Source organism: Kitasatospora sp. NPDC052896, from assembly GCF_044547075.1.
Classification (GTDB): domain Bacteria; phylum Actinomycetota; class Actinomycetes; order Streptomycetales; family Streptomycetaceae; genus Kitasatospora.
The window spans coordinates 1,308,199-1,329,107 of the sequence record NZ_JBITZU010000001.1; the positions used below are offsets into that span (position 1 = coordinate 1,308,199).

At 74.1% G+C, this 20,909-nt stretch carries 23 protein-coding genes, 1 tRNA gene and 1 riboswitch; of the genes, 12 read left to right on the top strand and 12 right to left on the bottom strand.

Features of this window, described 5'->3' with window-relative positions; genetic code table 11:
* Window positions 1-35: 35 nt before the first annotated feature.
* The gene (locus tag ACIGXM_RS06060; RefSeq protein WP_396557226.1) at window positions 36-758 is read right to left on the bottom strand and encodes a TNT domain-containing protein; all 723 of its coding nucleotides are present in this window, start codon (window positions 756-758) and stop codon (window positions 36-38) included.
* A 440-nt stretch (window positions 759-1,198) separates the two neighbouring features.
* Between ACIGXM_RS06060 and ACIGXM_RS06065 the strand changes: the two genes are divergently transcribed.
* The gene (locus ACIGXM_RS06065) at window positions 1,199-1,711 is read left to right on the top strand and encodes a GNAT family N-acetyltransferase (RefSeq protein WP_396557227.1); all 513 of its coding nucleotides are present in this window, start codon (window positions 1,199-1,201) and stop codon (window positions 1,709-1,711) included.
* Window positions 1,712-2,050: 339 nt separating this feature from the next.
* On the top strand, window positions 2,051-2,611 hold the full coding sequence (locus ACIGXM_RS06070; RefSeq protein ID WP_396557229.1) for a hypothetical protein: 561 nt from the start codon (window positions 2,051-2,053) through the stop codon (window positions 2,609-2,611).
* A 293-nt stretch (window positions 2,612-2,904) separates the two neighbouring features.
* Here the strand turns inward: ACIGXM_RS06070 and ACIGXM_RS06075 are convergent, their stop codons facing one another.
* Both ACIGXM_RS06075 and ACIGXM_RS06080 read right to left on the bottom strand, forming a co-directional pair.
* Window positions 2,905-3,348 (bottom strand): YidB family protein, encoded by a 444-nt coding sequence (locus ACIGXM_RS06075; protein ID WP_396557407.1) that lies wholly within the window; start codon window positions 3,346-3,348, stop codon window positions 2,905-2,907.
* Window positions 3,349-3,446: 98 nt separating this feature from the next.
* Window positions 3,447-4,016: a hypothetical protein gene (locus ACIGXM_RS06080; RefSeq protein WP_396557231.1), complete on the bottom strand. Its 570-nt coding sequence runs from the start codon at window positions 4,014-4,016 to the stop codon at window positions 3,447-3,449.
* Between ACIGXM_RS06080 and ACIGXM_RS06085 the strand changes: the two genes are divergently transcribed.
* The 3 genes from ACIGXM_RS06085 (at window position 4,003) to ACIGXM_RS06095 (ending at window position 5,254) form a co-directional block, all read left to right on the top strand.
* Window positions 4,003-4,317, top strand: coding sequence for a hypothetical protein (locus tag ACIGXM_RS06085; protein ID WP_396557233.1), 315 nt, complete (start codon window positions 4,003-4,005; stop codon window positions 4,315-4,317). The two genes, ACIGXM_RS06080 and ACIGXM_RS06085, sit on opposite strands and share 14 nt — an antisense overlap.
* Before the next feature lie 64 nt (window positions 4,318-4,381).
* Window positions 4,382-4,975, top strand: coding sequence for a helix-turn-helix domain-containing protein (locus tag ACIGXM_RS06090; protein WP_396557235.1), 594 nt, complete (start codon window positions 4,382-4,384; stop codon window positions 4,973-4,975).
* Window positions 4,976-5,092: 117 nt separating this feature from the next.
* Complete coding sequence (locus ACIGXM_RS06095) at window positions 5,093-5,254, top strand: DUF6126 family protein (RefSeq protein WP_396557237.1); 162 nt, start codon at window positions 5,093-5,095, stop codon at window positions 5,252-5,254.
* Between the two features lie 50 nt (window positions 5,255-5,304).
* On the opposite strand, the gene ACIGXM_RS06100 is transcribed toward ACIGXM_RS06095, so the two are convergent.
* Complete coding sequence (locus ACIGXM_RS06100; protein ID WP_396557239.1) at window positions 5,305-6,789, bottom strand: PLP-dependent aminotransferase family protein; 1,485 nt, start codon at window positions 6,787-6,789, stop codon at window positions 5,305-5,307.
* 50 nt (window positions 6,790-6,839) lie between these two features.
* On the opposite strand from ACIGXM_RS06100, the gene ACIGXM_RS06105 reads away from it, so the two are divergent.
* The 3 genes from ACIGXM_RS06105 to ACIGXM_RS06115 all read left to right on the top strand — a co-directional run bounded on the left by ACIGXM_RS06105 (window position 6,840) and on the right by ACIGXM_RS06115 (window position 9,071).
* Entirely contained in the window at window positions 6,840-7,325 is a 486-nt protein-coding gene (locus ACIGXM_RS06105) for a carboxymuconolactone decarboxylase family protein (RefSeq protein WP_396557241.1), read from the top strand.
* A complete protein-coding gene (locus tag ACIGXM_RS06110; RefSeq protein WP_396557243.1) occupies window positions 7,325-8,161 on the top strand; it encodes an isocitrate lyase/phosphoenolpyruvate mutase family protein in 837 nt (278 codons plus the stop codon). Before ACIGXM_RS06105 ends, ACIGXM_RS06110 begins: the two co-directional genes overlap by 1 nt.
* Window positions 8,162-8,342: 181 nt before the next feature.
* Window positions 8,343-9,071: an MgtC/SapB family protein gene (locus ACIGXM_RS06115; RefSeq protein WP_396557245.1), complete on the top strand. Its 729-nt coding sequence runs from the start codon at window positions 8,343-8,345 to the stop codon at window positions 9,069-9,071.
* Between the two features lie 209 nt (window positions 9,072-9,280).
* On the opposite strand, the gene ACIGXM_RS06120 is transcribed toward ACIGXM_RS06115, so the two are convergent.
* The 4 genes from ACIGXM_RS06120 to ACIGXM_RS06135 form a co-directional block, all read right to left on the bottom strand.
* Window positions 9,281-11,572, bottom strand: coding sequence for a SpoIIE family protein phosphatase (locus ACIGXM_RS06120; protein WP_396557247.1), 2,292 nt, complete (start codon window positions 11,570-11,572; stop codon window positions 9,281-9,283).
* 150 nt (window positions 11,573-11,722) lie between these two features.
* A complete protein-coding gene (locus ACIGXM_RS06125; protein WP_396557249.1) occupies window positions 11,723-11,968 on the bottom strand; it encodes a hypothetical protein in 246 nt (81 codons plus the stop codon).
* A gap of 90 nt (window positions 11,969-12,058) precedes the next feature.
* Complete coding sequence (locus ACIGXM_RS06130) at window positions 12,059-12,643, bottom strand: TetR/AcrR family transcriptional regulator (RefSeq protein ID WP_396557251.1); 585 nt, start codon at window positions 12,641-12,643, stop codon at window positions 12,059-12,061.
* Complete coding sequence (locus ACIGXM_RS06135) at window positions 12,643-13,494, bottom strand: alpha/beta fold hydrolase (RefSeq protein ID WP_396557253.1); 852 nt, start codon at window positions 13,492-13,494, stop codon at window positions 12,643-12,645. The genes ACIGXM_RS06130 and ACIGXM_RS06135 overlap by 1 nt, the downstream gene beginning before the upstream one ends.
* Window positions 13,495-13,716: 222 nt before the next feature.
* Window positions 13,717-13,876: riboswitch (cyclic di-AMP (ydaO/yuaA leader) on the top strand.
* 12 nt (window positions 13,877-13,888) lie between these two features.
* Here ACIGXM_RS06135 and ACIGXM_RS06140 point away from each other — a divergent pair.
* Window positions 13,889-15,091: a M23 family metallopeptidase gene (locus ACIGXM_RS06140; protein WP_396557255.1), complete on the top strand. Its 1,203-nt coding sequence runs from the start codon at window positions 13,889-13,891 to the stop codon at window positions 15,089-15,091.
* Between the two features lie 103 nt (window positions 15,092-15,194).
* Here the strand turns inward: ACIGXM_RS06140 and ACIGXM_RS06145 are convergent, their stop codons facing one another.
* On the bottom strand, window positions 15,195-16,106 hold the full coding sequence (locus ACIGXM_RS06145; protein WP_396557257.1) for a hypothetical protein: 912 nt from the start codon (window positions 16,104-16,106) through the stop codon (window positions 15,195-15,197).
* A gap of 50 nt (window positions 16,107-16,156) precedes the next feature.
* Here ACIGXM_RS06145 and ACIGXM_RS06150 point away from each other — a divergent pair, with 50 nt between their 5' ends.
* The 3 genes from ACIGXM_RS06150 to ACIGXM_RS06160 all read left to right on the top strand — a co-directional run bounded on the left by ACIGXM_RS06150 (window position 16,157) and on the right by ACIGXM_RS06160 (window position 18,351).
* Window positions 16,157-16,732 carry a GNAT family N-acetyltransferase gene (locus tag ACIGXM_RS06150; RefSeq protein ID WP_396557259.1) on the top strand — a complete coding sequence of 192 codons (576 nt, stop codon included), beginning with the start codon at window positions 16,157-16,159 and terminating at the stop codon, window positions 16,730-16,732.
* A 64-nt stretch (window positions 16,733-16,796) separates the two neighbouring features.
* Complete coding sequence (locus ACIGXM_RS06155; protein ID WP_396557261.1) at window positions 16,797-17,543, top strand: sensor domain-containing protein; 747 nt, start codon at window positions 16,797-16,799, stop codon at window positions 17,541-17,543.
* Between the two features lie 85 nt (window positions 17,544-17,628).
* Entirely contained in the window at window positions 17,629-18,351 is a 723-nt protein-coding gene (locus tag ACIGXM_RS06160) for a tyrosine-protein phosphatase (RefSeq protein WP_396557263.1), read from the top strand.
* 488 nt (window positions 18,352-18,839) lie between these two features.
* Here ACIGXM_RS06160 and ACIGXM_RS06165 read toward each other — a convergent pair.
* The 3 genes from ACIGXM_RS06165 to trmB all read right to left on the bottom strand — a co-directional run bounded on the left by ACIGXM_RS06165 (window position 18,840) and on the right by trmB (window position 20,905).
* A tRNA-Met gene (locus ACIGXM_RS06165) sits at window positions 18,840-18,913 on the bottom strand.
* Between the two features lie 15 nt (window positions 18,914-18,928).
* Window positions 18,929-19,954, bottom strand: a complete 1,026-nt coding sequence (locus ACIGXM_RS06170) for a PrsW family intramembrane metalloprotease (RefSeq protein WP_396557264.1) — start codon at window positions 19,952-19,954, stop codon at window positions 18,929-18,931.
* Between the two features lie 87 nt (window positions 19,955-20,041).
* On the bottom strand, window positions 20,042-20,905 hold the full coding sequence (trmB, locus tag ACIGXM_RS06175) for a tRNA (guanosine(46)-N7)-methyltransferase TrmB (protein ID WP_396557266.1): 864 nt from the start codon (window positions 20,903-20,905) through the stop codon (window positions 20,042-20,044).
* Window positions 20,906-20,909: the final 4 nt, after the last annotated feature.

The following is a 20,909-nucleotide window of genomic DNA, read 5'->3' on the forward strand; positions in this document are numbered from 1 at the left end:
CCGGCCCCCTGTGGGCTTGGTCAGGTCCCCCCGGGTCAGCGCTGGTTGGGGACGGCGGCGGGGGCCCGGTGCGGGATGATCCGCTCCAGGTAGCCGTTGTCGACCAGCCACTGGACGTTGTAGCCCTGGGTGGGAGCGTCGGGGACCAGGGAGGGGTCGAGCTGGTACTGCCGCCCGAGGCCGGGCTGCTCGAACCAGGGCGCGATCGGGCCCGCGTAGACGGTGAACGGCTTCAGCACGCGGTAGTCGTGGTAGTTGCACGCCTCCGGCGGGGTGCTGTCGAGGCTGGCCGGCGGGATCGAGCGCTCGGCGTACGGCAGCCCCTCGGGCGCGAGGAAGGAGCCGTACTCGCTGCCGTAGCGGTCGATGTCCTGGCCGACCTGGAGGGTCTCCTCCACCCGCTTCGGCGAGCCGTCCGGGTTGAGGACGTAGCCGCTCTGCGGCGGGTAGTACCAGCCGCCGTTGGGGCCGGCCACGGGGTTCCAGTACAGCTCCAGGAAGCGCTGCGAACTCAGGCGTCCGGTGCGGTGGTAGTACTGCAGCTCCTGGCCGACGACGCCCAGCACGGGCAGCCGCAACGGGCCGAGGCGCTTGTCGCCGTCGAGGAACTCCGCCGAGCACTGGCTCAGCGACTCGGTGACGGGTGCCCGGCGGAACGTGTCGCCGGTGTGGGGCGCCCGGGCCCCGGCCGGAGCCGGCGCGCCGGCGAACAGGGCCGTCGTCGCGGCCAGGACCGCAAGGACGTGACGGATCTTCACGCAGTGTCCTCTCGACAGGGATCGGCGCGCCGCGGCGACGCGGCCGACCGAACGAGCCACCCAGGGGTCGTTACCCTGTGTAACCAGGTCAGGGCGTCAAGGGAACATAGCGTGATGTACTGGGTCAATTCGCCCCGCTGCGGTGCCGGCGAAGTTCGGCAGAGTGGGCTACGGGCTGTCCCGGAGCCGGCGGCGGATGCTCCGGTGACGGATTCCGGGTCGCTTGCTACCGTGCGAGGGTTCGTGCAGGTCCGGATCGAGGACGAAGGGGAGGTGGGGCTGATGACCGCGCTCAAGGCCACTGCGACGCGCAGCGCCCGGACCGCCCTCGCGTCCCGGGCGACGGTCTGACCCGGTCACTCCCTCGCGGCCCCGCCGGAGCGCGAGTTCGCGAGGCGATCCCACACGAACCCCACCATGGAACGGACCTCCATCCCCTCATGCGCACCCACAGCTGGATCACCCGCGCCGAGACCGGCGCCGACATCCCCACCATCCGCGAGATCAACCTCGCCGCGTTCGACGGCTCCGGCGAGGCCGACCTCGTCGACGCCCTGCGCGCCGACCCCTGCTGGATCGACGGCCTGTCCCTGGTCGCCACGGACGAGGGCGGCACGCTGGTCGGCCACGCGCTGCTGACCCGCTGCCACATCGGCGACATCCCGGCGCTGTGCCTGGCCCCCGTCGCGGTACGGCCCGAGTACCAGAGGAGCGGCGCCGGTTCCGCGGTCATCCGCGCCGCCCTCGAGGCAGCCGAGGAGATGGGCGAGTACTACGTCATCGTCCTCGGACACCCCACGTACTACCCGCGGTTCGGCTTCACCCGTGCCTCCGCCCACGGCATCGGACTGACCGTCGACGTCCCCGACGAGGCCCTGATGGCCATCACCTTCGACGAGGCCCACCCGCTGCCCGGCGGCACCGTCCGCTACGCGGCCCCCTTCGGGATCTGACCGCGCGACCCGTCGGGTGAGGTGCCCTGCTGCCCGCCCGACGGGTCGCGGCGGGTGCCCGCGCCGCGCGGTGGACGGGGACGAACGACCCGCGTCAACGCTGGGTTGACAGATGGCAGTTGCGGCATATGACGCCACGTCAGGTCCTAGAATCGACGACGCCCCCCGGGTTTCCCTGGGGGGCGTTGTTCGCGTCGCCATCGGGTCTGTTTCTTGGCGGAAGCTCCCGGTGGCTCCTACCAACAAGCCGTTGTGCGGCTGTCGATGCTCTGAGTTTAGCGCTCCTCGCGGCGCGCTGGCAGGGCGATCGGGAGCCCGGACGGCGACGGGGAGGTTCCGGTGTCCGCCACCACCTGCCTCAACTCCTCTCAGGTCCCCGTGGCTTCGGGCGTGTCGCCCGCGCACACCTTCCGGGACCGGCTCGGCCAGTGGCTGCAGAACAAGCCTTCCGGCGGCCCCTGGAAGTCGATCGGCCCGGCGTTCAGCGCCTTCCTGATGCACGCCGCCCAGCGCGCCGACTGGGACGGGACCAACATCCACCGCCCGCCGTCCAGTGCCTGGTTCGCCAACGCCGCCGGCACCTCGCGGGACAGCATCCCCCGCTTCTACCGGGCCGCCGAGGCCGCCGGGTTGATGAGGTTGCGGTACGGACCGGACGGCGTGCGGGTGCGCGGTTACGCGGTCGTCCTGCCGCCGTCCGGCGCACCGGACTGGGCGGCGGCGCTCGCCGTGCTGCGGGCCGACCGACGGCGGATCCGGCAGGAGCGGGTGCGGGCGGCGGCGAAGGGGGGGGATGGTGGAGGCGGCACCGGTCGTACCAGTCGTACCAGTCGCACCGGTCGCACCAGTCGCACCGGAGAAGTCCGCACCGGCGCCCGTGCGGAGGTCGGCACGTGCTGACCTACCCCGGCCGCGCGGCCCGGAGGTCAGGTCCGCACGTGCCGACTTGGACAAGTCCGCACGTGACGGCAGTCAAGTCAGCACGTGCGGCAACGACCAGGAAGTCCCTTACCGGGAAAGAACAGCTGAGGTAGTTGGGACGGTAACCCTTACGCGCGCGCGAGCCGAGGCGGTGGAAGGAGCGGCGGACACCTGGGAGAGTCCGGTGCAGGTCGCCGCCCGGGCGGCGGTCCGGCAGACCATCGCCGCCGCCGAGGAGAAGCTCCTGGGCACCCGACGGCGATGGTGAGCCCTCACACGTACCGACGGATGATGTCCTCCAGCGAGTCGCCCTTCGGTACCTCGCCCTCCGGGGTCAGCTTGTCCACGGCCTGGGGAAGGGACTGGGCCAGCCGGGCGGCCGCCTCGTCGGTGCTGAGGCCGGCGGCCTCGGCCACCTTCCGCAGGGCGTCGTCGGGGAGCGCCTCCTTGAGCTGGGCGCCGGTCGCGGGCTGGTTGGTGCCGGTGCCCACCCAGGAGTTCTTCTGCGCGGTGAGTCCGGACTTGTCGAGCAGGCCGAGCAGGCTGGTGAGCGGGTTCGCGCCCGCGCTCTGGCCGCTGCCGCCGCTGCCGCCGCTGTGGCCGTTGCCGAGGGCGTGCAGGAGGGTGCCGACCAGGTTGGCGCCGCTGCCCTGCTGGCCCTGCCCGCCGCCCAGGAGGCTGCCGAGCAGGCTGCCGAGGTTCGTTCCGGCCATGATCGTTGCTCCTTTCGTGCCTTTCTCCCAAGGTCCCGCAGGCCGGGTGGGCTCGCCACCGGGGGCGGAGGAACAGGGTGGTGCGGGTGCGGAGGGTTCTGTCACAACGCTGCAACAGGCGCGACTCGATGGGGAGTTCGGCGCGTCGGGAGGTGTGACGTCGGGCCGAGCGGTCCGGCGGATGTCGTCCGTAGCGTTGGGAGAACCCTGATGTCGTCTCGTCGCCTCGCACTTGCCGTGTTGATCGCCAGTGCCGGTCTGGGGGTGACCGCCTGCGACCCGAACGCGGCTGCCGGCGCCGGTGCGTCGCCGAGTGGTGTCGCCGTCACGGCGCCGGCGGCCGGATCCGCTTCGCCTTCCGGATCCGCTTCGCCTTCCGGGTCCGCGTCCGGGGCCGCGTCGGCTGTGCCGTCGGCTTCGGCTCCGGCGTCGGCGTCCGTGTCGGCTGTCCCGTCGGTGTCCGCGTCGGCCGTGCCGTCGGCTGTGCCGTCCGCGTCGGCCGTCCCGTCACGGGGGTCGTCCGCCTCGCCGACCGCGCGGCCCAGCAAGCCGGTTGGCAGCCCGTCCCCGGTCGCGCCCGGCCCGACGGTGGTGGCGCAGCCCTCCGCCAGCTCGACCTGCCCGCCGACCCCGGCCGGGCACGTCGTGGTGCACGTGGTGTCCGCCGCCACCACCGAGCTCACCGCCAACCCCGCCACGTTCGTCTGCGGCGGCGATGACGACGGCCACTATGAGTGGTCCGACCAGAACACCGTCAACTACCGGCTGTCGCCCAGTGCGACGGCCCTGCTCTACAAGAAGTACGACGTCTACCAGCGGGTCCAGGTCCCGCTGGCGGACGCGGTCAAGGCGATCAACCTCTGCGCCACCCAGCCCGACGCCGCGCAGCCGTACCAGTGCTACGAGACGTACGACCTCCAGGTCGACGGGAGCGGGGCGGTGGTCGCGATCAACGAGATGTACCACCCGTGAGCTGGGATCTTGCCTCTGAGGCACATTGCTTGCCTCCTGGGCACAGCGGGTGTCCACTGGAGGCATGACCAACAGCGAGGAGGTGCCCGGGCTCGGCGCCCGGTTGCGCGACCGGCGCCTCGGCAGCCGGCTCACCCTGGAGGCGGCCGCCGCCCGGGTCGGACTCTCGCCAGCTTATCTCTCGCGCCTGGAGACCGGGCGCCGGCAGCCCTCGCTGCCGGTGCTGCTCGGCCTGGCCCGGCTCTACGGCACCACGGTGGCGGGGCTGCTCGGCGAGCAGGCGGTCGAGGCTGACCCGGTGGTCCGGGGCGGTGCGATCGAGCCCGGGCGGGCCGGCGGCTGGGGATACCGGCGGGCCGGGACGCCCGGGCGGGCGATGCAGGCGCTGCACATCCAGGTGCCGGCCGAGCTGCAGGACGCGGTGGTCCGGGTGCATCCGGGGGAGGAGTGGCTGTACGTGACCAAGGGGCGGCTGCGGCTGACCCTCGGTCAGACCGTCCACCTGCTGCTCCCCGGGGACAGCGCGCACTTCGACTCGCTCACCCCGCACTGCATCGCGGCCGACTCGCCGGAGGGTCTGGAGCTGCTCTTCGTGCACACCCTGCTGCAGAGCCCTTCCGGGGAGCTCTGCCTGGGTATGTCGGTGCGCACACACTGACCGAATGTGTGCGCACACACCGATCGGGTGGGTGTCGCGCGCATCGACCGAATGCGTGTGTGCGCACGCACTGGCTAAGTCCGTGTACACACACTGATCGAGGAAGGACCGTTGGCGATGGCCGTTCAGCACCACCGTCCCCCGCAGTACGCGCCCACCACGGACGCCGGTAAGCGCACCGACCACCGGGTGGCGATCCGGGTCTTCATCTACATGGCCGCCGCGCATGGCTTCGGCGGCTTCCTGTACCTGCTGTTCTACCTGGGTGCACATCGCTGAGCCGTCGTCAGCAGGCCACCGACAGTGGTTCGCCGGTCAGGGGACCGCTGTCAGCAGTTCGCTGCCAGGAGTTCACCGAGCACGTCGAGGCCGCGCTGGAAGGCGTGCTCCGGGGGCGTGCCGAACCCGATCACCAGGGAGGGCGGCAGGCCGTCCGGCTCGGCCAGCGGGTGGCGGAACCGTGACAGCACGTCGAGGGCCAGGCCCTGTTGCAGGGCCTGCTCCTGGAGGTCCGGTTCGGACGTCCGGCCGGCTGGCAGGCGCAGCAGCGCGTGCAGGCCGGCGGCGATCCCGCTCACCTGGACGCGCGGCGCGGCCGTGGCGAGCGCGGCGACCAGCCGGTCGCGTCGGCGGCGGTAGTGCAGGCGGGCTCGGCGGACCTGGCGGTCGTAGCCGCCCGACTCGATCAACTCGGCGAGCGCCAGCTGCTCCAGCACGCTCGACTGCCCGTCCGCGCGCGCCTTGCGGGCCGCCAGTGGCGCCACCAGGTCCTCCGGCAGCACCAGCCAGCCGAGCCGCAGGCCGGGTGCCAGGCTCTTGCTGGCCGTGCCGGCGTAGACCACGCGCTCCGGGTCGAGCGCCTGCATCGCGCCGACCGGCTGGCGGTCGTAGCGGAACTCGCCGTCGTAGTCGTCCTCGATCACCAGGCCGCCGGTGGCTCGGGCCCAGTCGAGGGCGGCGGCGCGGCGGGCCGGGTGTAGGGGGGTGCCGGTCGGGAACTGGTGGGCGGGGGTGAGCAGGACCGCGCTCGTGCCGTCGGTGGGCAGCAGATCGGTGCGGGCGCCGTCGGCGTCCACCGGGAGCGGCACGGTGGTCGGGCCGGCCGCCTCCAGCAGTTCGCGGTGCACGCGCAGCCCGTACGACTCGACGGCCACCGGTCCGGTGCCACGCGCGTGCAACTCGGCGCCGAGCAGTGCCAGACCCTGGGCGAAGCCGCTGCAGAGCAGGATCCGTTCGGGATCGGCCCGCACGCCGCGCACCCGGCCCAGGTAGTCGGCGAGCGCGCGGCGCGACTCGTAACGGCCGAGCGAGGTGGAGTAGCCGAGCGCGTCGCGCGGGGCGCGGGCCAGTGCGCGCCGGGTGGCGGCCAGCCAGGCGGCCCGCGGAAAGAGGTCCAGGTCGGGGCGGCCGGGGCGGAAGTCGTAGCGGATCGCGGCCTCGGGCGCCGGACGGGGGACCGGACCCGGGCGGCGGGTCGGGGCGCGGTCGGCGACGGTCGTGCCGGAGCCCTGCCGGGAGACCAGCCACCCTTCGGCGGCCAGCTGGGCGTAGGCCTCGGCGACGGTGTTGCGGGCTATGTCCAGATCGGCGGCGAGGGCGCGGGAGGAGGGCAGCCGGGTGCCCGGGGCGAGGCTGCCGTCGGCGGTGGCCTCGCGCAGGGCGTCCTCCAGGGCGGCGCGCAGGCCGAGGCCGGCGGTTCGGCGGACGGTGAGGTCCAGGTGGAGGTCACGGCCCAGGGCGGGTGCGGCCGCGGGAGCGGGGGGCCGGGCCTGGTCGGGGGTGGATGGGTGCTGCTGAATGGCCCAAGAATTCATACTGCAAATGAACCACGGGGGCGGGACACTTCACCCCTAGGGTGTCTCTCATGACGACCACTCAGATCACTCGTACCGTTCCCGCCCCCGACCTCCGGCTCGCGCTGCCGCAGGCGGCCCCCGACGTCTACCGGGCGATGCTCGACCTCACCAAGGCCGCCTCCACCGGGCTCGACCCGGTGATCGCCGAGCTGGTGAGGACGTACGCCTCGGTGATCAACGGCTGCGCCTTCTGCCTCGACATGCACACCACCGACGCCCGCAAGGCCGGCGAGGCCGAGCACCGGCTCTACACCCTGCCGGCGTGGCGCGAGACCCCGTACTTCACCGCCCGCGAGCGGGCCGCGCTGGCGCTGACCGAGGCGATCACCAAGATCACCGAGGGGCACGTGCCGGACGCCGTCTACCAGGAGGCGGCCGAGCAGTTCGACGAGCAGGAGCTGGCCCGGCTGATCGCGGCGATCACGACGATCAACGCCTGGAACCGGCTGGCGATCAGCATTCGGATGAGCCCGGCTGCGAAGGCCGGCGTTTGATGGGGGCCGAGCGCCCGGCCGTGCAGCAGGAGCTGGCGCGGCGGTTCCACCGGTTGCACCACGGTGAGGGGCCGCTGGTGCTGGCGAACGTCTGGGACCCGGGCAGCGCCGTGCTGGTGGCCGACGCCGGTGCCGCGGCGATCGCCACCACCAGCGCGGGCGTCGCCTGGGCGCTGGGTGCGGCGGACGGTGGCGGGCTGAGCCGCGACCAGGTGGTCGAGCTGACCGCCCGGGTGGTCGCGGCGGTGGACCTGCCGGTCACCGCCGACCTGGAGGAGGGCTTCGGCGCCACCGCGGCGGAGGTCGGGCGGACCGTCGAGCTGGTGCTGGCGGCCGGCGTGGCCGGGATCAACATCGAGGACGGTCGCGAGGGTGGCGCCCTTCGTCCCGTCGAGGAGCAGGTGGCCCGGATCGCGGCCGCCCGGGCTGCTGCCGACGCGGCAGGGGTCGAGCTCTTCGTCAACGCGCGGACCGACGTCTACCTGCGCCGGGTGGGAGAACCCGAGGAGCGGCTGGAGCACGCGCTGGCCCGGGGCAAGGCGTACGCGGCGGCGGGTGCGGACGGGATCTTCGTGCCGATGGCGAGCGATGTCGAGGACATCGCGGCGCTGGCGGCCGGGCTTCCGCTGCCCCTCAACGTGCTGGTCGGGGAGGGGTGGCCGACGGTGGCCGAGCTGGGCGCGCTGGGCGTGGCCCGGGTCAGCCTGGGGCCCGGCCTGAGCAGGGCGGCGTACGGGGCGGCTCGGCGGCTGGTCGAGGAGGTGCTCGGGAGCGGGAGCTACCGTGCGCTGGAGGGGGCTCCCTCGACGCAGGTGTTCAACGGGCTGTTCGGCTGAGGCGGGTCGGCGGGTGGGGGCGCCCCGGCGCGGGGTGGGGTGGCCCCCGCCGGGGGATCCCCATTGGGTGCCGGGGTGTCCCATCGGCACCAGGAGTTCGCCGGGGCTCCACCAGCCCGGCACCGTGATCGGCGACGATGAGGGGCGTCGTCCGACCACGTCCTGAAGGAGGTGCGCCCACGTGCACACCCTGAGCACCATCGATTTCCTGACCCGGCTCGGTGTCGGGGTGGGCTGCGGCGCACTGATCGGCGTCGAGCGGCAGTGGCGGGCCCGGATGGCCGGCCTGCGCACCAACGCGCTGGTCGCGGCCGGGGCCACGCTCTTCGTGCTGTACAGCGAGGCGGTGGTGGACCCGGGCAGCCTCACCCGGGTGGCGTCCTACGTGGTCTCCGGGATCGGGTTCCTGGGCGGTGGGGTGATCCTGCGCGACGGGGCGAGCGTGCGCGGGCTCAACACCGCCGCCACGCTGTGGTGTTCGGCGGCGGTCGGGGTGATGGCCGCCTCGGGGCACCTGATGTTCGCGGTGCTGGGGACGCTCGCGGTGCTGGCGGTGCACCTGGTGCTGCGCCCGGCGGGCCGGCTGATCGACCGGGTGCCGCAGGATGACCCGGACGTCGAGGGCGTCCGGGCCAGCGTCCACCTGCTGTGCCAGCGCAAGGCCGAGACCCAGGTGCGGGCGCTGCTGCTGCAGGCCATCGGCACCGCCGGACTCACCCCCACCGGCCTGCGCGCCAAGCGGCAGGGCGAGGACAGCACCCTGCTGCGGGCCACCGTGGCGATCACCGGCGACCCGGCCCGCGCGCTGGAACAGCTGATCACCCGCCTGTCGCTGGAGCCCGGGGTGCGCGATCTGCACTGGCACCTGGTGGAGGAGATGCAGGAGTCGGAGCAGGAGGGGATGGCGTGAGCGGCGCTCTCGGGGGTGAGCGGGGCTTGCGTTCGTGAGCGGTGCTCTCTGAGGCGGGTGGTGCTCTCCGATGTGAGCGGTGCTCCAAGCGGCGGGCGGTGCTCTCTGGGGTGAGCAGTGCTTTCCGGGGTGGTCGGTGGGCTCTGGAGTGAGCGGTGCTCACCTGGGAGAGCGGTGCTCAGGTGTTGCTGGGGCCTGGTGAAGTCGCGTCAGCGGTGCAGAAGGAGCAGGGCGACGTCGTCCGGGCGGGAATGGCGTTCGGTGACGTTCAGGGTGAGCAGGTCGGCCAGTTGTTCCAGGGCACGGTAGGCGCCGACCCGGGTCGGGCCGGCTCGGCGGTACCAGAGTTCCAGGCCGCCGAGCATCCGCTGTACCGACTCGTCGTAGTCCTCGGAGCGGTCCTCGACCAGGCCGTCGGTGTAGGCCAGCAGGGTCTCGCCGAGGCCGAGCTGTTCGATCGTGAGCGGGTAGCTGATTGAGGGGTCGACGCCCAGGGGCGGGCCGCCCGGGAGGTCCAGCTCGATCGCGCGGCCGTCCGCGATCCGGACCGGGGCCGGGTGGCCGGCCCGGGCGCCGTGGATCGTGCCGTTGCCCAGGTTGAGCGTCAGGTAGAGGCAGGTGGCGAAGAGGTCGGTGTCGAGCTCGGCGAGCAGCCGGCTGGTCCGGGCCAGGGTGGCGGCCGGGTCGTGCCCGTCCGTCGCGTACGCCCGCAGTCCGCTGCGCAGCTGGCCCATCACCGCGGTGGCCTCGGCGTTGTGCCCCTGGACGTCGCCGATCACCACGCCGACCCGCCCCGAAGGCAGCGGGATCAGGTCGTACCAGTCGCCGCCGATCTGCATGCCCTCGGTGCCGGGCAGATAGCGGGCCACCGAGGTGAGCCCGGGCAACCGTGGCAGGGTGCGCGGCAGCATCGCGCGCTGCAGCTCGGTGGCGCGCTGGTAGTGGGTGTCGTAGAGCCGGGCCCGTTCCAGGGACTGGGCGAGCACGCCGGCGAACGCGGTGTAGAAGGTGCGGTCCTCGCGGCTGAAGGCGCGTTCGGTGGCGAAGGTGATCAGGCAGGAGCCGACCTGCCGCCCGGAGGCGACCAGCGGCAGCACCGCCCAGGCCGCCGGTCCGCCTGCGGTCGTCGCTGTGCCCGGCTCGCTGAACAGCGGCACGGACCGGGCCGGCGCCTGCTCGGCGGTGGCCTCGCTCTGGTGCAGCCGGTGCATCTCGCTGCGGTGCGGCCCGCCGTAGACCGAGGGTGAGACGGGCAGCAGCCGGCCCTCGTCGACCACGTCGAGCACCAGCTCGGCCGCGCCCAGCGCGGGCCGGGCCACGTCGGTCAGCGCCGCGGTGACGTCGCGCACCCCGACCGCGCGGGAGAGCGCACTGGTCAGCGCGAGCAGCAGGGCCGAACGGGCGCCGGCCCCGGCGTCCGAGAGCCCGGCGTCCGAGAGCCCGGTGTGCGGAGGGCCGGTGTGCGGGAGGCCGGCGCCCGAGCCGATCGTCGTGGTGGACGGGCCGCCGTCCGAGCCGCCCGGATGGTGGTGCTCGGTGAGGAGGCCGGCGATCCGGACCGGACGGCCGTGCACGTCGAGCAGCACCTCACCGCGCTCGTCCACTTCGGCGACCGTGCCGTCCGGGCGCAGCGCGCGGTAGGTGAGCCGGTAGCGGCCGCCGCGGGCCAGCACGTCCACCAGGGCGGCCTGGACGTCCGGCAGCTCCTCGGGGTGGACCAGGCTGGTCAACTCCGGGGCCGGGTAGGGGCCGGGGCCGTCCGGCGGGGTACGGCCGACCAGGCGGTAGGCGGCGGCGTCCCAGGCGCTCTCGCCGGTGACCAGGTCGCGTTCGAAGACGCCCGCGTCGGCGGCCCGGACGGCGGCGGCCAGCATCGGCTGGTGGTCGGCGGCCGGGTCGGGCGGCTCGGCGTGGGTCCGGACGCCCTGCGTGCTGCTGGTACCGGCCCGCGCCTGCGCCAGCAGGTGGGCCAGGCGGTGGGCGCAGGCCTCGGCGATCGCCTCGAGGGCCTCCAGATCGCGGCGTGGGACGGTGCCGCGGTGGGCCAGGGTGAGCGCGAGGACGCCGAGGTCCTGGTCGTCCACCAGTAGCGGCAGGGCGACCACCGAGATCAGGCCGGTGCCGCCGGCCGCCGGGCCGCGCGGGAAGGCCTGGCTGGTCTGCTCGGGGCTGAGCAGCACGGGCGCGCGGCGGCGCAGGGCGGCGGCGACGGGCAGGTCGTCGGCCCGGTCGACGGTGGCGTAGCGGCGGTGCGCCCAGTCGGGCAGGCCGCTGGAGACCGTCAGCCGGAGTGCACCGGAGCCGTCCAGCAGGTAGATCGCGGCACCCTCGCGGGTGACCCAACCGGGGCCCTCGGTGAGCACCGCGCCGAGCAGTTCGGAGGCGCTGGCGCAGCGCAGCAGGCTGCGGACGCAGGCCACGGTGGAACGGGCCGAGCCGCGGCCGCGGTGGGCGGGCGGCTGGTCGGCGGAGGTCGGCAGCCAGGGGGAGGTCAGGTCCATCGGGGTACCCGGCCCTTCCGCTCCTGGGGCGTACCGCCGGGCCGGAGGGCGCCGGCGGGTGGTTCAGCTGCCGTGAGTGACGGTGAATATCCTATTTGGTCCGGATGTAAATGGCGGGTGGCGAGGTCCGCGGGAGGGGCGGGGCGGTCGCTACTGGCCGTCGGCCTCGCCGTAGCCGGGCTGGGGGCGGGCCGGGACGTCGCCGAGGGTGCGCAGGCCGCGGACGATCGCCAGGGTGCGGCGGACGGCGGTCCAGCCGGTGGGCTGTTCGGGGGCGGTGGCGTACCCGGTGGTGGAGCAGGCGTTGGTGGTGGGTGTCGAGCCGGCACGCGGGGCCGGGACGGCGCCGGCGTCGGTCGGACGGGCGGACTGGCGGGCGGTGCTCGGCTGCGTCATGGGCCCTGGTCCTCTGCGCGTGGCGGTCTCGGTGGGAGACGGTAGTCCCGTCGGATGAACACACCGTGAGGTGCCCGGTTGGTTCCCCTGCTAACCGATCTCGTCGCTGGGCCAGTTACGCAGGCCGTCGGTGAGTACGCCGACCAGCCGTCGCTGGGTGACCGCCAGGTCCTCGGCGAGCTGGTACCCGCCGCCGATGGTGAGCGAGGCGAAGCCGTGGGCGACCGCGCGGACCGTCCGAGCGGCGTGGATCGCCTCGGACCGCTCGATCCCGTAGTCGCGCAGCACCTCCAGGATCGTGCCGACCAGCCGGGCGGCGGCCTCGAGCAGCTCGTCGTCGGGCTGGGCCGGCGTGGCCTGGGGCAGCGCGGCGTAGCGGTGCGGGTGGTCGGTGGCGTAGCGGTGGTAGCCGCGCAGCAGGGCCTCGACGGCGGCGTCCTCGGTCCGGCCGGCGGTCTCCCGGGCGAGCAGGTCGGCCAGGTCGGAGGTGACCCGGACGGCGACCAGTCGGCGCAGTGCGCCCAGGCCGCCGGGCACGTGCTTGTAGAGGGACGGTGTGGCGACGCCCGCGCGGGCCGCCACTCCGGCCAGGGTGAGCGCCTCCAGGCCCTCGTCGTCGATCAGCGCCAGGGCGTGGTCGACCACGGCGTCGGGGGTCAGTCCGACCCTGGGCATCAGGCCACCTCACCGAGGAACGGGAGCAGGGCGTCGGCGGTGGCCTGCGGGAACTCCGCCATCGGGTAGTGGCCGGCGCCGTCGATCATCACCCTACGGGCCCGCGGCGCGCTGGCCGTGAGCGCGGCGACCTGCCGGTCGGCGACCAACTCCGGCTTCGGGAAGTCGGGGTCCTTGGTGCCCATCAGTACCAGGGCCGGGCACCGCACGTCCTGGGTCCAGCCGAGCGGTGAGGAGTCGCCGGTGACGTAGCCGCGGGTGGCCTGGCGCCGGCCGGGGGTGCGCAGGGCGGTGACCATGCGGGCCCGGTAGGCGGCGAAGTCGGCGGGCTTGCGGGTGGGGTAGGCGTGGTTGAGGTACGTGCCCCAGGTGCTCGGGAGGTTCAGGACCAGCGAGCCGAGCAGCTTGGTGAGGACGCGCTGGACGGCTCCCGGCGGCGGGACCTCGATGAAGGCGTCCACCAGGACGATCCCGGCGGCGCGGTGCGGCGCGGTGGCCGCCGCCCTGACCACGGTGGCGCCGGTGTAGGAGTTGCCGACCAGGGTGGCGCGGTCGAGGTCCAGGTGGTCGAGCAGCGCGAGCAGGTCGGTGGCGAGGGCGGCGGGGGAGTAGTCGTCCCAGGCGATCGAGGAGTCGCCGAAGCCGCGCAGGTCCATGGTGATCACTCGGTGGCCTGCCGCGGTGAGCAGCGGGCGCAGGTGACGGTAGACGGTGCGGGAGTCGAGCATGCCGGGGAGGAGGACCACCGGTCTGCCGGAGCCGCGGGTGTCGTCGAAGGCCACGGTGCCGCCGGGGACGTCGAGGTACTGGGTCCGCGGGGTGAGGGCGTCGGTGCTGGAGCCGGTGGACATGGCGGCCTTCCTGGCTGTCGAGGTGCCTGCTGACAGCCACAAAGCTAAGGCTAATAGCCTTAGCTGTCAACGCTCCACGGCCCGATCGCGAGGCTCGTGTCTACGCGTGCTCGGGGCCTCAGGAGGCCGCGCGGGCCTCAGGGGAGCGGCTTGGAATCACGGGCTTCTGGGATTAACGTTTGATAACGCAGCGCGGTCGGCAACGCCGTACCCGAACGGCACCGTGCGCCGTCGCCCAATCCGCGACCCAGCCCGAGGGCGGGGTCGCAGAGCCGGGGAACCACCGTTCCTTGGGGTGAATCGGACCGGCCCCGGCCGGACCGTAGGAGACCTTCCTGCTCCGAACCCGTCAGCTAACCCGGTAGGCGCGAAGGAAGGAAAGGAGCGCGCCCCCGTGGCGTCGACGCACACCCCGGAGAGTCGCACCCAGGCCGGAGGTACTCAGCTGCTCGACTTTCCGGACGGGACAGGGCCGCAGGACGGAACGGAGCCGGCGCCCTTCGGGCCCGAGCAGTCGATCGTGGGTGAGGAGGCCGCGCGGCACCGGTTGCCCCGGCAGAGCCGTAGCGGCGCGCCGGTGCTCGGCGTGACGGCGATGGCCGCCGCCCTGGGGGCCACCGGGTTCTCCGCAAGCGCCGCCGCTGCCGCCACTCCCGGGCCGGCGGCACCTGCTCCGACCACAGTTGCCGCGCCCGAGCAGCCCGTACAGCCCGCGCACGCCGTCGACGTCGACCAGATGGCCGACCACGGCGCCGACCCCGGACTGGCGCTGGCCGCCCGGATCCAGCAGCAGGCCGACACCCGGCGCACCGCGGCCGAGGAGGCGGCCCGGGTCGAGGCCGCCCGGGAGGCCGCGGCCAAGCGGGAGGCGCAGGCGCGCGCCGAGGCGCAGGCCCAGGCCGAGGCACAGGCCCGAGCCGAGGCGGAGGCGGAGGCCGCACGGCAGGCGGCGGCGCAGGCCGCCGAGGCCGCTCAGGCCGAGGAGGCCGCGCGGGCGGCGGCGGTACGGGCCGCCACGGCGCAGGTCGCGGAGGAGCAGGGGCGGGCTGTCGCCGGGACTGCCGCGGTCGCGGTCGTCGGACCCGTGGCCGTCGGAGGTGCGTCCGGCGAGGGTGTCACCGACCAGGCCGGGGCGTCGGACCAGGCCGGGGTGTCGCCGGTCGTCGGCCCGTTCGCGCTGCCGGTCGCCTCGTCGTACGCGCTCGGCCCCGGCTACGGCCAGCCGGGCGGGCACTGGGCGCACCTGCAGACCGGTGCCGACTTCGCCGCCCCCGCCGGCAGCGCGGTGGCCGCGGTCGCCGGTGGGACCGTCAGTTCGGCCGGCTGGTCCGGCTCCGACGGCTACCGGGTGGTGCAGACGCTGTCCGACGGCACTCAACTCTGGTACTGCCACCTCTCCGCGATCACCGTCCCGGCCGGCCCGGTCGCCGCGGGCACCGTGCTCGGCAAGGTCGGCGCCACCGGCAACGTCAGCATGACCGCCAACGCCGCCGTCGGTGGCGTCAGCGGTCCGCGGCTGCGGCTGGAGGTCCGCCCCGGCGGCGGCGCCCCGGTCGACGCGTTGGGCTGGCTGCGCGGGCACGGGCTGAACCCGTAGCCGGTTGGTGGCGAGTGACGGGTGACAGTCGACGGAGGTCGTCAGCCCGGGTGTGGGCTGACGACTGACCACGACTGTCAGCGCTCACTCCGCACCCCGCCCCTCACTCGTCGCCCGGAAAGGTCCAGTCGCCCTCCGGCAGCGGGAGGTCAACCAGCCCGCGTTGCAGCAGGTAGCCGTCGACCTCGGCCGCGCCCGGTTCGGGGGCGAGGTCCTGGTAGTCGGTCAGCAGCAGCTCGGGCAGCCCGGGGACCGTCCACTCGCCGCACAGCCGCAACGCCTCCGCCTGGACCGCCGCCTCGAAGGCCGGGTAGTCGCCGGCCAGCTCCTCCGGCATCGGGTGGCCCAGCGCCGTCAGTCCGGCCAGGTTCCGGTAGCTGCGCTCCATCAACTGCCGTTCCAGCAGCAGCCGGGCCCCGTCGGTGGCCATCCCGATCCCGAGCAGCACCCCCGGCTCCCAGCCCTCCACGCCCTCCGGCTGGTCCAGCCCGTCCAGCGCGGTGAAGACCTCGATCCGCTGCTCCTCCGGCAGCTCGCGGAAGGCGTCCAGCCGGCCCCGGACCGCGGCGAGGTCGGTGCTGTCCACCCCGTCCGCGCGCAGCAGCAGCGCGTAGAGCCGCGGCCAGGTCACCAGGTGCGGCCGCCGCAGCAGCCCGGCGAGCAGCTCGCCCTGCCACTCGGCCTCCTCGTGCAGCCGCTGCTGCCGCTTGGCGTTCAGCCGCCGGGCGGCCCGCTGATGGTCCACCAGCAGCCGCACCGCGGCGCCGTACGCGAGCGGCGACTCGTCGTCCGCGGGCTGCACGTAGAGGTGGATCCGTTCGTACAGCAGCTCCTGCACCAGGCCGGAGCTCAGCTCGGGGAACCCGTCGTGCATCCGGGCGCCGGCCAGCTCCAGCAGCGTCAGCACCGTGCCCACCGCGCGCTCGGACACCGGCTCCCGTCCCGCGTCGGCGGCCCAGCTGAGCAGCTCGGCGCTGTGCGGACGGGGTGTGAGCTGCAGGTCTTCGACGTTCATCCCCGTACGGTAACCGTCTCCCGAGTGCGCCCGGCGCTAGCGTACGCACCATGGACCCCGTACAGCTCACCGGACCACGGCTCACCATCCGCGAGTTCCACCACGTGCCGCGCGACATCGACGCGCTGCACGCGATCTTCGGCGACCCCGAGACGGCCCGCTACCTCCCGTTCGAGCCGCGGGACCGGGAGGACTGCGCCGACCAGGTCGCGCTGTACCTGGAGGAGGCGGAGCGCGACCCGCGCACGGTCTACCGGCTCGCCGTCACCATCACCGCCGAGGGCGAGGACGCGGTGCCGATCGGCAACGCGGTGCTCGGCATCGAGGGAGCGGAGAGCCAGCGGGCGGCGTTCATCGGCTACGCGCTGCGCCGGGACACCTGGGGCTTCGGCTACGCCACCGAGATCGCCCGGCTGCTCTGCGGCTTCGGCTTCGGCACCCTCGGCCTGCACCGGCTGGCCGCCCGGCTGGACCCGGAGAACCTCGCCTCGGCCCGGGTGCTGCGCAAGGTCGGTTTCCAGCTGGAGGGCCGGATCCGGCACGACCTGTTCCTGCGCGGCCGCTGGTACGACGCGCTCCAGTACTCGCTGCTGGAGGACGAGTGGCTGGACCGGCCGGGGGGTTAACCCCACCTCCGGTTCGCCGGGAGGCCGGATCCCGGCGGGCGCTCCCGGCGGGCAGGCTGAAGGTATGACGAACCTCCAGGACTTCCAGGACCTCCAGGACTCCCAGGGCACCCGGGACGACCAGGACCTCGGACCCCACGGCACCGACCGCTACCAGCGCGTCGAGCAGCCGTACTTCTGGCGCGCACCCTTCGCCGGGCAGACCTACCGCGAGTTCGGGTTCGTCCTGGGCTCGCTGGTCACCGCGACCGCGGGCTTCAGCTGGGCGGTCACCATGTTCGCGTTCGGGGTCGGCACGCTGGTCACCGCGCTCGGCCTGCCGGTGCTGGCGCTGCTGCTGGCGGGGGCCCGCGGCTTCGGCGCGATGGAGCGCGGCCGGGCCCGCCGGCTGCTCGGGTACGACGTGCCGAGACCGGCTCCGGTGCGCCGCCGCCGTCCCGGCGCCTGGGGGGCCGTCACGGCGGGGCTGGCCGACCCGGCGGGCTGGCGCGCGGTGCTGTACCAGGTGGTGATGTTCCCCTGGCAGGTGTTCGGCTTCGTGCTGAGCGTCACCCTGTGGGCGGTCGGCTGGGTCAGCGCGCTCTACCCGCTCTACGCCTGGGTCTTCCCGCGCTTCGTCGGCCGGCCCGGCCTGCAGCTCTTCGACAGCACCGACAGTCACGGCGTCCGGCACGTCTACTACCTCTCCGCGCCGTGGCAGATCGCCGGGCTGTCGACGGCCGGGCTCCTGCTGGTGTTCCTGACGCCGGCGGTGCTGCGCGCTCTGAACGCGGTCAACCGTGCCGCGATCCGGGGGCTGCTCGGGGCCTAGGGCGGCCGGTTGCGCCGGTCGCGGCGGACGGCTGCCGGCGATACGTGCTCGCCCTGTCCCGGCCGGCCCGCTACCGTGCTGCCCCATGGACGAACCCCTGGACCAGCTCCTGACGGACACCCGCCCTCCCCGGCTGCTGGCGATACCCGGTCTGAGGAACGCCCGCGACCTCGGCGGTCCGGGCCGCCTCCGGTCCGGGCTGCTCTACCGTTCCGGCTGGCTGGCCGAGTTGACCGAGGAGGGCACCCGTGAGCTGGCCAAGCTGGGCGTCCGGACGGTGCTCGACCTGCGCGACCCGATCGAGCTGGAGCGCTTCCCCGACCGCACCCACGACCTGTCCGTCACCCTCGCGCACTTCCCGCTGCTGCCGCAGGACGGCGTGGACCGCGGCGACCTCCCGCTCACCGAGATCTATCCGCTGATCATCGACACCGCGGGGCCGGTCCTGGTCGCCGCGCTGCGCCGGCTGCTCGAGCCGGCGGCGCTGCCCGCGCTGGTGCACTGCGCGGTGGGCCGCGACCGCACCGGCATCCTGTCGGCACTGTTGCTGGCCCTGCTGGGGGTGTCGGACGAGGAGATCACCGCCGACTACCTGCTCTCCAACGAGGGCCTGGGTCTGCTGGACGGGCCGGTGGAGTACGAGGACGCGCACGGGGTGATCCGGCTGTCGTACCCGGTCCGGGTCGAGCTGATCACCGACCTGCTGGCCCGGGTGCGGTCTCAACACGGCAACGTTCAGGCGTACTTGGGCGACCACGGACTGACCGACGGCGAAGTGTCCGCGCTGCGTGCCCTGTTGCTGGAATGAGCACCCGACACCGTTCGTGATCGCGCGACTCGGCGCACGTCGAGCAGGCTGAGCAGCGCGATGACACCGCCCAGCGGTGGGACGGTCGCGGGACCGGCCGTCGCGAGGGTGAGCCCGCCCGGGCCGGTGAGCCGGCCGCTGAGCTGGTCGGCCGGTGGCTGGCCTGCCGGCGTGCCGACTCCCGGGTACGCAGACGGCCCGTGGGCTGTCTCCGCGGCGGCGAACCGCCGCGGCGCCGGGGATGTACCGGCGAGCCCACGGGCCGGGTGACTGCTGGGATTTTCGCCCGCCGACCCTTGCCGGGTCAGTGGCAGGGGCGGCTCTAGCGAGCAGCCACCTCACGCATCCTGGTGGTACTCAACTCAGGATCACCTCCTTTCAGTGTGTCGCCACGATAGGCAGAGGCACCGGCCGGAGGCAACGGATTTATTCGGGAACGGCCGAAGGGCCCGGCAGACGAATCTGCCGGGCCCTTCGGTGCCACGTAGTAGCGGGGACAGGATTTGAACCTGCGACCTCTGGGTTATGAGCCCAGCGAGCTACCGAGCTGCTCCACCCCGCGTCGGTGAACCCAACCTTACGGGATGGTCGCGCCGAAGGGAAATCGGGTTTCCGGCGCACTCCGCCCGGGCCGGCCGGGGCAGGCCGCGGCCCAGCAGGCCAGGGCGGTCAGGGCGGCGAAGCAGGGGACCATGAGCAGCAGGTAGACCAGCAGGAAGTCGTGGGTGCCCAGGCCGGCCGCGGCGTTCCAGACGCCGTGCAGGGCGGTCGCCGCCAGCAGTCCGGCCGGGGCGGCGAGGCGGGCCAGCCGGCGGCGCGCGGTGGTCAGCGCGACGGCCAGGCCGAGGCCGGTGAGCGCGGAGAAGAGCGGGTGCGCGAACGGCGAGAGCAGGGCGCGCAGCACGAAGGTGTGCACGGTGTCGTCGTAGTCGCGCAGGCTGGGGCTCAGGCCGAGGCCGATCGAGTCGAGGCGCTGCTGCTGGTCGTCGGTGAAGGCGCGGCCCAGGTAGAGCACGTTCTCGGTGAAGGCGAAGCCGCAGGCGGTGCAGCCGCTGAGGACCAGGCCGACGGCGACCGCGCGGCGGCGCAGCCGGGCGCGGGCCGGCGGGGTCGGGCCGGTGCCCCGGCGGGTCCGGTGACGGCGCAGCGGCAGCACGGTGAGCAGCAGGACGGCGCCCTTGGCGCTCTCCTCGATCAGCGGGGTGGCGAGGTCGGAGCCGAGCGTCGCACCCCGGGCGCTGCCCTGCAGCGAGGTCAGGTAGCTGCTGGCCCAGCCGTTGGCGAGCAGCGCCACCGTGGTAGCCGCGCAGGAGCCCCAGGCCAGGCAGAGGGCCAGCCGGGCGGTGGGCACCCGGGCGCTCTGGTTGAGCCAGGCCAGCGCGCCGAGCACGAACGGCAGCGGGAGCAGCGCCAGGCCGAGGCCGACCAGCAGGCCGGTGGTGCCGGTCTGCCGCTGCACCAGGTGCAGGATCGCCACCCCGCAGGCCGCCAGCAGCAGCGTGGTGGCGGCCGGTCCGGCCGGTAACCGGCGCAGACGGTCGGTGGCCCGCTCCGCCCCCGGCCGTCCGGGTGCGGCGGGTCCGTCGGGGGACGGACTGCTCACCCGGGAAGCGTAGGGGACGGCGGCGTCCGGCGGGAGCGGAGTGACACATTCAGTGCCACTCCGTTCACCGGACGTGAGGGCGGCCGGTCAGCGCCTGCGGAACAGCAGGTCGTGGACGACGTGGCCCTTGGCCAGGCCGGCCCGCTCGAACTTGGTCACCGGGCGCCAGTCCGGGCGCGGGGCGTAGCCGGGGACGCCGCCGTCGGCGCGCTCCTCCGGCCAGTCGCTGCCGTCGCCCTCGGGGTGCAGGTTGACCAGCTCGGGCCGGGCCGAGAGCACGTCGAGCATCTGCTCGGCGTACGGCTCCCAGTCGGTCGCGCAGTGCACCAGGGCGCCCGGGGCGAGCCGGGGCAGCACCAGGTCGAGGAAGGACGGCTGGACCAGCCGGCGCTTGTGGTGCTTCGGCTTGGGCCACGGGTCGGCGAAGTAGACCCGCAGACCGGCCAGGCAGGAGTCGGGCAGCATGTCGCGCAGCAGGATCACCGCGTCGCCGGCGGCCAGCCGGACGTTCTGCGCGCCGTTCTTCTCCAGCAGGCTGAGCAGGTTGCCGTGCCCGGGGGTGTGCACGTCCACGGCCAGGATGCCCATGGTCGGGTCGGCGGCGGCCATCGCGGCGGTGGTCTCGCCCATCCCGAAGCCGATCTCCAGGGTGACCGGGAGGCCGCCGAACAGCTCGGGCGGCGAGAGCGGGGTGCCGTCGATCGCCAGGCCCCAGCGCTCCCAGCCGCGGTCCAGCGCGCCGGCCTGGGCCGGGGTCATCCGGCCGCGGCGCGGCTGGAAGCTGCGGATCCGCCGCTCGTTGTGCTGTTCCTCGGTGGCCCGGTGCGGGTACATCGGCGCCGGGTAGCCCGCCGGGGCGGCGGACAGCCGGGCGGACGGGGAGTTCGCGGGACGGGAGGTCGGGCGGCCGCCCTGGGCGGGGAGCTGGGGGGTGGAGGCAGTCGAAGTCACAATG

Bases quoted from the DNA above. Each gene is read 5' to 3' on its own strand.
- ACIGXM_RS06065 (WP_396557227.1), top strand. From the start codon at position 1,199: ATGCGCACCCACAGCTGGATCACCCGCGCCGAGACCGGCGCCGACATC.
- ACIGXM_RS06090 (WP_396557235.1), top strand. From the start codon at position 4,382: ATGACCAACAGCGAGGAGGTGCCCGGGCTCGGCGCCCGGTTGCGCGAC.
- ACIGXM_RS06095 (WP_396557237.1), top strand. From the start codon at position 5,093: ATGGCCGTTCAGCACCACCGTCCCCCGCAGTACGCGCCCACCACGGAC.
- ACIGXM_RS06100 (WP_396557239.1), bottom strand. From the start codon at position 6,789: ATGAATTCTTGGGCCATTCAGCAGCACCCATCCACCCCCGACCAGGCC.
- ACIGXM_RS06105 (WP_396557241.1), top strand. From the start codon at position 6,840: ATGACGACCACTCAGATCACTCGTACCGTTCCCGCCCCCGACCTCCGG.
- ACIGXM_RS06110 (WP_396557243.1), top strand. From the start codon at position 7,325: ATGGGGGCCGAGCGCCCGGCCGTGCAGCAGGAGCTGGCGCGGCGGTTC.
- ACIGXM_RS06120 (WP_396557247.1), bottom strand. From the start codon at position 11,572: ATGGACCTGACCTCCCCCTGGCTGCCGACCTCCGCCGACCAGCCGCCC.
- ACIGXM_RS06125 (WP_396557249.1), bottom strand. From the start codon at position 11,968: ATGACGCAGCCGAGCACCGCCCGCCAGTCCGCCCGTCCGACCGACGCC.
- ACIGXM_RS06130 (WP_396557251.1), bottom strand. From the start codon at position 12,643: ATGCCCAGGGTCGGACTGACCCCCGACGCCGTGGTCGACCACGCCCTG.
- ACIGXM_RS06135 (WP_396557253.1), bottom strand. From the start codon at position 13,494: ATGTCCACCGGCTCCAGCACCGACGCCCTCACCCCGCGGACCCAGTAC.
- ACIGXM_RS06145 (WP_396557257.1), bottom strand. From the start codon at position 16,106: ATGAACGTCGAAGACCTGCAGCTCACACCCCGTCCGCACAGCGCCGAG.
- ACIGXM_RS06150 (WP_396557259.1), top strand. From the start codon at position 16,157: ATGGACCCCGTACAGCTCACCGGACCACGGCTCACCATCCGCGAGTTC.
- ACIGXM_RS06155 (WP_396557261.1), top strand. From the start codon at position 16,797: ATGACGAACCTCCAGGACTTCCAGGACCTCCAGGACTCCCAGGGCACC.
- ACIGXM_RS06160 (WP_396557263.1), top strand. From the start codon at position 17,629: ATGGACGAACCCCTGGACCAGCTCCTGACGGACACCCGCCCTCCCCGG.